Genomic DNA, 8,346 nt, shown 5'->3' on the forward strand with positions numbered 1-8,346 from the left:
CTGAAAAAGATCCGCAAAAAAGACCCGCCCCCCGGTTCTAGTAAAATCTCCCCCCGCTGCAAACGCAGCCGCACCGGAAACCACATAAAATCACGAATTACATCCGGGTAAAAAATATAAAAGAGATAATTCCCGAAACAGAAAACGATCCGGGAATAATACACATCCGAAAATACAACCTGAGCACGATATCCCTCTGATATTTCCATTCAATTATTCCCTCAATAGAAATCAAAGCTGAAAACATTCGCCGGAACATGAATAAAATGTGATGAAATCAGGCGTGATTCCCGTATACAGTCACAGCACGACAACCGGAGGAAAAGATGCAGTCAGCAATTCTCAATGGAAAAATAATCAGCGCACTCGACGCAGTAGAATACAGAAAAAAGACAAATATATATGGGTATATATACATGCCCTGAATGCTCAACTCCTGCAAGAGTGCATAAAAAATCTGAAACCTATGCACATTTTGAACATAAAGATAGAATAGAATCCTGCTCGCTTTGCCATAAAGCATAATAGTACCCGATCATTACTGGATACACGCGACAGTCTTCCGCCCGCCCCTCCACGCTTGCAATCACCCGCCGGAGGACTGATCTGTGTACCCATGACACAGAACCCCGCATTCCCCGTCTCCGACGAGGCCGCCGCCCTCCACGCGGAGCTTCTCACCCTCGACTCCCATATCGACATCCCCTGGCCCGACCGGAACGATGTCTTCACGGACACGCCGGACAGACACGTCGATTTCCCCAAGATGAAGCGCGGCGGCGTCTCCGCAGGATGCTTTGTCGCCTATCAGGCCCAGGGCCCGCTGACCCCCGAAGACCACGCCAGAGCCGCGGAAACCGGCATCGCCATGCTGGAAACCATCCGCGCCATGGCCCGCACCGAAAACGGCCTGACAGCCCGCCTGTGCATCCTGGCCGATGACGTGGAACAGTCTCACCGCGACAACGTCCTCGCCGTCATCCCGGCCGTGGAAAACGGCTATGCCATGGGCGAGGATCTGAGCCTGCTGGCCCGCTTCCGCGCCCTCGGCGCACGCTATGTCACCCTCACCCATAACGGTCATAACGCCCTCGGCGACTCCTCCCGCCCCGCCTCGCGCCTGGGCGACCGGGAAACCCTGCATGGTGGTCTCTCCGCCCTGGGCCGCCAGGCCGTGACGGAAATGAACCGCCTCGGCCTGATCGTGGACGTCTCCCACACCTCGCGCGATACCATGCTCCAGGCCACAGACCTCTCCTCTGTCCCGGTCGTCGCCACCCATGCCTGCGTGAAAGCGCTGTGCGATCACCCCCGCAACCTCGACGATACCCAGCTAGACGCCCTCAAGGCCTCCGGCGGCGTCATCCAGATCACCGCCATGGGCACCTTCCTGCTCCCGGTCAACACCCTGCGGACCCGGGAAGCCAGCATCGCCGATTTCGCCGATCATCTGGACTACGTGGTCCGCCGGATCGGCCCCGAACATGTGGGCATCTCCTCGGACTTCGATGGTGGCGGCCATCTCAGGGGCTGGGAAAACGCCGCAGAGTCCCCGATGCTGACGGCAGAACTGCTCAGACGCGGCTATGACCGCAGCGAGATCACCGCCTTCTGGGGAGGAAATTTCCTGCGCGTCCTCCGCCAGGCCGAAGCCGCGGCAGAGGCCTGACACCGGGACCTGATACCGGACAGCTGACACCGGCCGCCAGGGGTTGACGCGGCAGCCTCACGAGTCGGTGAATGAAGGCGGCTCCGCACCCCGGGAACAAACCGGGGACGAAGTCTCCGGAGCGAAAAAAATGCCGGAAGGCCGATTTTGTCCACCTCCGGCATTGACACCCTGTCCGGGCCGCCGATTCCCGGGATTCGCCCCCGGAGTCTCACGGGTTTTATGAAAATATATATATAAATCATATGGTTATGGAATTGTTTAAAAAATATGCAATATACAGAACAGCCCGGAAGACCGCGGAGTCCGGCAATCTGTCTGTGTTTCATGCACAAAGTTATCCACATGTTCCGTGGATGAATCGGAGAACTCCTGACAGGAGGCCGGATTTATGACCGAACCCCCCGACGTCCCCGCACCGGATACGGACCCGGCACCCCCGTCCGTCAGAGGCGCGGACGCCATCCGCAACGCCCTGAAAACCATGCCCCTCTCCCCCGGCGTCTATCGCATGCTCGGGGAGAAGGGAGAGGTGCTCTATGTCGGCAAGGCAAAGGTTCTGAAGAACCGTGTCACCGCCTACACACGGGTCGCCGCCCTGCCCGAACGCCTGCGCCGGATGGTGGCGCTGACCGTCTCGATGGAAATCGTCACCACGCACACGGAGGCCGAAGCCCTCCTGCTGGAAGCGAACTACATCAAGCGCATGAAGCCCCGGTTCAATATCCTGCTCCGGGACGACAAGAGCTTCCCCTGGCTGGTCATGACCTGCGGACATGATTTCCCGCAGATCGCCAAACACCGGGGTAAGCTCGACGCGGACACGGAAAGCTGGGGCCCGTTCGCCTCCGCCTGGGCCGTGAACCAGACCCTCACCCTGCTCCAGCGCGTCTTCCTGCTCCGGACCTGCACGGACTCCGTGCTCGCCTCACGCACGCGGCCATGCATGCTGTACCAGATCCGACGCTGCTCCGCCCCGTGCGATGACCGCATCAGCCAGGAAGACTACGCCCGCCTCGTCCGCCAGGCACGGGACTTCCTCTCCGGCCGGGACTCCTCGCTCAACACCACAATGGCACAGGAGATGGAACAGGCTGCCGCCACACTGGACTACGAACGCGCCGCCGTGATCCGCGACCGCATCAGAGCCCTCGCCGCATTGCGGGAATCCAGCGTGATCAATCCCTCCAGCATCCGCGACGGAGACGTGGTCTCGGTCTGGCAGGAAGCCGGACAGGCCTGCATCCAGGTATTCTTCGTCCGCGGCGCACGCAATAACGGCAACCGGGCCTATTTCCCCGCCCACACACAGGAGGAAACGCCGGGCGATATCCTCGCCGCCTTCCTCGGGCAGTTCTATGACGACAAACCCCCGCCCGCCCTGATCCTGGTCAATCACGACGTGCCGGAATCCGGCCTGCTGGCCGAAGCCCTCTCCCTGAAGGCCGGACGGAAAGTCACGATCCTGCAGCCGCAGCGCGGCGAACGGCGGGAGGTCTCAGCCCATGCAGAGCTTAATGCCCGGGAAGCCCTGCAGCGCAAACTGGCGGAAAGCGCCGGACAGGCCCGGCTCCTCGCCGGCGTGGCCGAGGTCTTCAGCCTGCCCGAACCACCCTCCAGGATCGAGGTCTACGACAACAGCCACATCATGGGCGCCCATCCCTATGGCGTGATGATCGTCGGCGGACCGGAAGGCTTCGACCGCCGCGCCTACCGCAAATACGGCATCAAAGGCGCCATCGCACCGGGCGACGATTTCGCCATGATGAAAGAGGTGCTCAGACGCCGCTTCGGACGCGCCCTGAAGGAAGCAGAAGCCGGAGAGACACCCGACTGGCCGGACCTGCTGCTGATCGACGGCGGGGCAGGGCAGTATTCCGCGGTCCGCGGCATTCTCGACGAACTGGGCGTAACGGACGTGACACTGGCCGCCATCGCCAAGGGACCGGACAGGGACGCAGGACGCGAATGGTTCTTCACCGCCGGAAAACCGCCGTTCCAGCTCGAACCGCGCGACCCGGTGCTCTACTATCTCCAGCGTCTGCGTGACGAGGCCCACCGCTTCGCCATCACCACACACCGCGCCGGACGCTCCAAAGCCCTCGTCACCTCCGAACTCGACGAGATTCCCGGCATCGGACCAGGACGCAAGAAAGCGCTTCTCCACCGCTTCGGCTCGGCCCGCGGCGTGAAAGAGGCCGGACTGACCGATCTGGAGGCCACAAAAGGCATCAGCCGGGAGATCGCACGAACAGTTTACGGACACTTTCATCCGGACTGGTCAGGCTGAGGGCCACATGCAACCAGCCATGACGTTTCTGCGTATAACCTTCACTGATTCCGCCCTTCCGGCTGCGGACAGCAGGGAGTAGGGTAAAGGACATGATCACGGACCTGCCCAACCTCCTGACACTGTCCCGGATCATCGCGATTCCGGTGCTGGTCCTGCTGGTGGCGCTCTGCCATCCCGCCACGGACGCGGCGGCCTGCGTCCTGTTCATCCTCGCGGGCATCACCGATTATTTCGACGGGCACCTGGCCCGCTCACGCCAGCTTCAGTCCGATCTCGGACGGATGCTGGACCCCATCGCAGACAAGCTCCTGGTCGGCGCCTCCCTCATGGTCCTGGCCGGAACGGACCGGATGGTCTTCGGCGCGCTCTGGCCCGCCATCGTGATCCTCTGCCGGGAAATTCTGGTCAGCGGCCTGCGCGAATATCTCGCCACGACAAAGGTCAGCCTGCCCGTCACACGCCTCGCCAAATGGAAAACCGGCTTTCAGATGACAGCCATAGGCTTCCTCCTCGCCGGAGACAGCACGGCCGGACTGATCGGACTTCCGGCGCTTCCCATAGGCCTGACCGGCTCCGTTCTCCTGTGGATCGCCGCCATTCTCACGCTGATCACGGGATGGGACTATGTCCTCACCGGCCTGCGTCACGTGGAGCAGGCGCCGCGCGGCGCCCGGACCGGCAGCCGCTGAACAGGCAGGGCAGGGGGCCTGCGCGTCAGGACTGACCCGTCCTCTCCGGGAAAGAACGAAAAAAAGACCCGGCATCCCGGGACTGGCAGCCTCAGACCCGCGCCTCAGAGATCCTCAAACCGCACATTCCCGATGGCGTAATGCGGCCAGTCGCGATAGTCGAAATGCCACCACTCCTGGTCGTACACCGTAAACCCCTCGCGCTCCATCGCCCGGCGCAGCAGGTCCCGCGCCTGCCGCTCCTCCTCCGTCCCCCCGGCATAATCCGCATAGGCCCGGGGCGTCATCTCATCATAGCCAGACGGCATCGGCACCGTGGCGCCGGTCTTCAGATCATAAAGCCCCAGATCAACCGCACAGCCGCGATTATGCCGCGACCCGTGCGCGGGATTGCCGACAAACTCATGCCTGTCAGGCGGCGTCGCATCCCAGAACAGCTTCGTGACATACCACGGGCGATACCCGTCATAGATCACCAGACCATAGCCCAAAGGCCGTAATCCCTGCTGAACCCGCTCCAGAGCCTCGGCAGCCGGGCGCTGAAGAAAGGCGCGCGCCTGAGAGTAAAGCGGCGTCCCCAGAAAATTTCGTGAGGTGGCATAGCGGATATCCAACCGGATCGTCGGGTCGAGCGTCGTCAGCTCAACCAGATCAGAAGCACGGAACGCCCCATGTTCCGCAGGCGGCACAGCCGCCAGGGCTCCGGGCAGAAGCTCCGCCACCGGACGGACCGGAGTAATACGGAACACAGCCTCCGGCCCGTCCGCAAAAGCATCGGAAGCGGTCATGCCAAGAAGAAGGAGGGCAGAAAACAGTCCATATCGTGTCATCATCATCCCGCTGCCGTCAGACAGAGCCCGTGTCCCGGCCCCATATCCCGGAAAGGCACCCCGCACACATGACAGGAGTATAGACACGAACCTTTCCTGTGCGGAATCGTAATAAAAATCCCTCCCCACGGTTTCGTCCGCACACCACCGCCCCACACCCGCCAGCCGGGGCCGGAACAGGCACCGAGGTTGCCCTTCCGGCCCCGGCTGGCTAAGCACGCCCTTTCTCGTTTCCATCCCGTGTTCACAAGATCTGCCCGGAAAGAGACATCCGCTCATGACACAGTCCGCCAGCCAGCCGGTTGCCCGCGCCCTCATTTCCGTCTCCGACAAGACCGGCCTGCTCGACCTGGCCCGCGCCCTCGCAGCCTCCGGCACGGAAATCCTGTCCACCGGCGGCTCCGCCCGCACCCTGCGTGAGGCCGGAATCCCGGTGAAGGAAGTTTCGGAACATACGGGCTTTCCGGAAATCCTCGACGGACGGGTCAAGACCCTGGTGCCGCAGATTCACGGCGGAATCCTCGGACGGCGCGATCTTGAGGATCACGTGCAGCAGATGCAGGCGCACGGCATCGCCCCGATCGACCTCGTCGCCGTCAATCTCTACCCCTTCGAGGCGACAGTGGCCTCCGGCGCAGGCGCGGAAGACTGCATCGAAAATATCGATATCGGCGGCCCGGCACTGATCCGCGCAGCCGCCAAAAACCACGGACATGTCGCTATCCTTACCGATCCGGCACAGTACGCGGACGTCATCGCAGCCCTGAAAGAGGGCGGCACCACACTCGAGGCACGCCGCGCCCTCGCCGGTGCAGCCTATGCCCGCACCGCAGCCTATGACGCCGCCATCGCCGCATGGTTCGCAGGACAGCGCGGCGAACAGTTCCCCGATCGCCTCACCCTCGCCGGTCAGCGCCGGGAAATCCTGCGCTACGGCGAAAATCCGCATCAGCAGGCCGCATTCTACACAGACGGCACAACCCGCCCGGGCATCGCAACCGCAGAGCAGATTCAGGGCAAGGCTCTGTCCTACAACAATCTGAACGATACCGACGCCGCCTTTGAAGCCGTCGCCGAATTCGACGCCCCCGCCGTCGTGATCGTAAAACACGCCAACCCCTGCGGCGTCGCCACAGGCCGCAGCCTGGCCGCAGCCTGGGACCACGCACTGCGCTGCGATCCGGTATCCGCATTCGGCGGAATCGTTGCTGTCAACCGCGAACTGGATGAGGAAACCGCCGCACGTATCTCATCCATCTTCACGGAAGTGATCGTAGCCCCCTCCGCTGACGCGGGCGCCAGAGAGATTCTCTCCCGGAAGAAAAATCTGCGACTCCTGCTGACAGGCGGTCTGCCGGACCCGACAGAAGGCGGGATGACAGTCCGCTCCGTCGCCGGAGGCTTCCTCGCACAGACACGTGACAACGGCCGGATCGCTCCGGACGCACTTAAGGTCGTGACGAAACGCGTGCCATCCCCTGCCGAGCTGGCCGATCTGATCTTCGCTTTCCGTGTCGCCAAACACGTGAAATCCAACGCGATCGTCTATGCAAAAGACCAGGCCACCGTGGGAATCGGCGCAGGTCAGATGAGCCGCGTGGATTCGGCTCGTATCGCCGCCAGCAAAAGCGGTGAAGCCGCAAAGGCATCCGGCGCAGGCCAGCCGCTGACCGTAGGCAGCGTAGCCGCCTCAGATGCCTTCTTCCCCTTCGCCGACGGCCTCGAAACCATCGTAAATGCCGGTGCAACCGCCGTAATCCAGCCCGGCGGATCCATCCGCGATGACGAGGTCATTGCCGCAGCAGACGCCGCTGGAATCGCGATGGTCTTCACCGGTATGCGTCATTTCCGTCACTGATCTGTGATCATACGGGGTTGCATGAGACTCCGGCGCGTGCAGAAACTGAGGTCTGTGTGCCGGATTTCCGGCTGATTTTCGGGTCAGATACTCATGCGCGCCGTTTTTCTGGGACTTTCACTTGCTGCCGGACTGGCCGGCAGCCTTACAGGGCAGGCTTCCGCTGAACAGAGACCGGCCCCGCCTGCCGGGCACACCGTTTTCACGTCGGTATACGATCTTTCCCCCCTGCCGACCTTCAGCGGTACCGTCGCCCAGTATCTGCCTGATCCTTACGGCGGCATATCCGGTCTTCTGCTGACAGACGGGACAGAGATTCTGTTCGCACCCGATATCGGCAGCGCCGTCTCCGGCCTAGCAAAGCCCGGCAGCCGGATTACGGGACGCGGTCTTAAGGCCCGCTCGGCTCCGGTGATCCGGGCGTTTTCCCTGACGGGAAGCGGACGAAGTGTCGAGGATGACGGCTTCCAGAGATCCCTTCCCGGCCTTGACCAGACACCTGGACCGGACATCTCCGTGCAGAGCGTAGTCGCTCATCCGCTGTACGATCTGCATGGCTCCGTGACAGGCGTCATACTGAAAGACCAGACTGTCGTTCATATCCGCTCTGAGGATATCAGCAGACTGTCCGACTGGCTCAGACCGGGACAGGTTATTCACGTCGCGGGAACCGGACACAGCAGCGCGCTGGGTGTTGCTCTCAATGCCAGAGAGATCGGACCGGAGGGCGGAAAGTCTGTTCAGATCACACCGGAGGGATCCGTTCCTCCCGGCCCGGCTGCAGGCAGCCCGGGATATGACGTGATCCTTGGAAATTTATCAAAGTAATCCGGCAGGTGATATCGGGGGGATACCCCCCCCGAAATATCAGAGGTGGCCCCGTCTGTTCGGACAGTTTTTCGGGCCTGATAAGCTATAGCCGGTTGTTGTCATGCTGCCGCCTTGACGGCGTTGCTGCTGGCCACTGGGTTCGGGGTTAACCCCGAACCCAGTGGCGTCGGCGCGTC

General features: G+C 62.1%; 6 protein-coding genes. 5 read left to right on the forward strand and 1 reads right to left on the reverse strand.

Annotated features, from left to right (window positions below):
• Positions 1-616: 616 nt before the first annotated feature.
• The 3 genes from LOC54_RS04555 to pgsA all read left to right on the forward strand — a co-directional run bounded on the left by LOC54_RS04555 (position 617) and on the right by pgsA (position 4,651).
• The gene (locus LOC54_RS04555; protein WP_279312647.1) at positions 617-1,669 is read left to right on the forward strand and encodes a dipeptidase; all 1,053 of its coding nucleotides are present in this window, start codon (positions 617-619) and stop codon (positions 1,667-1,669) included.
• A 391-nt stretch (positions 1,670-2,060) separates the two neighbouring features.
• Positions 2,061-3,959: an excinuclease ABC subunit UvrC gene (uvrC, locus tag LOC54_RS04560; protein ID WP_279312648.1), complete on the forward strand. Its 1,899-nt coding sequence runs from the start codon at positions 2,061-2,063 to the stop codon at positions 3,957-3,959.
• A gap of 92 nt (positions 3,960-4,051) precedes the next feature.
• Positions 4,052-4,651, forward strand: a complete 600-nt coding sequence (gene pgsA, locus LOC54_RS04565) for a CDP-diacylglycerol--glycerol-3-phosphate 3-phosphatidyltransferase (protein WP_279312649.1) — start codon at positions 4,052-4,054, stop codon at positions 4,649-4,651.
• Between the two features lie 104 nt (positions 4,652-4,755).
• Here the strand turns inward: pgsA and LOC54_RS04570 are convergent, their stop codons facing one another.
• On the reverse strand, positions 4,756-5,568 hold the full coding sequence (locus LOC54_RS04570) for a M15 family metallopeptidase (RefSeq protein ID WP_279312650.1): 813 nt from the start codon (positions 5,566-5,568) through the stop codon (positions 4,756-4,758).
• A gap of 190 nt (positions 5,569-5,758) precedes the next feature.
• On the opposite strand from LOC54_RS04570, the gene purH reads away from it, so the two are divergent.
• Both purH and LOC54_RS04580 read left to right on the forward strand, forming a co-directional pair.
• Positions 5,759-7,339, forward strand: coding sequence for a bifunctional phosphoribosylaminoimidazolecarboxamide formyltransferase/IMP cyclohydrolase (gene purH / locus LOC54_RS04575; RefSeq protein WP_279312651.1), 1,581 nt, complete (start codon positions 5,759-5,761; stop codon positions 7,337-7,339).
• A gap of 93 nt (positions 7,340-7,432) precedes the next feature.
• Positions 7,433-8,167: a hypothetical protein gene (locus LOC54_RS04580; protein ID WP_279312652.1), complete on the forward strand. Its 735-nt coding sequence runs from the start codon at positions 7,433-7,435 to the stop codon at positions 8,165-8,167.
• Positions 8,168-8,346 lie beyond the last annotated feature (179 nt).

It is taken from the genome of Acetobacter sp. AN02 (assembly GCF_029759835.1).
In the GTDB taxonomy this organism is placed as follows: Bacteria; Pseudomonadota; Alphaproteobacteria; order Acetobacterales; family Acetobacteraceae; genus Acetobacter.

Bases quoted from the DNA above. Each gene is read 5' to 3' on its own strand.
- pgsA (WP_279312649.1), top strand. From the start codon at position 4,052: ATGATCACGGACCTGCCCAACCTCCTGACACTGTCCCGGATCATCGCG.
- LOC54_RS04555 (WP_279312647.1), top strand. From the start codon at position 617: ATGACACAGAACCCCGCATTCCCCGTCTCCGACGAGGCCGCCGCCCTC.
- uvrC (WP_279312648.1), top strand. From the start codon at position 2,061: ATGACCGAACCCCCCGACGTCCCCGCACCGGATACGGACCCGGCACCC.
- purH (WP_279312651.1), top strand. From the start codon at position 5,759: ATGACACAGTCCGCCAGCCAGCCGGTTGCCCGCGCCCTCATTTCCGTC.
- LOC54_RS04580 (WP_279312652.1), top strand. From the start codon at position 7,433: ATGCGCGCCGTTTTTCTGGGACTTTCACTTGCTGCCGGACTGGCCGGC.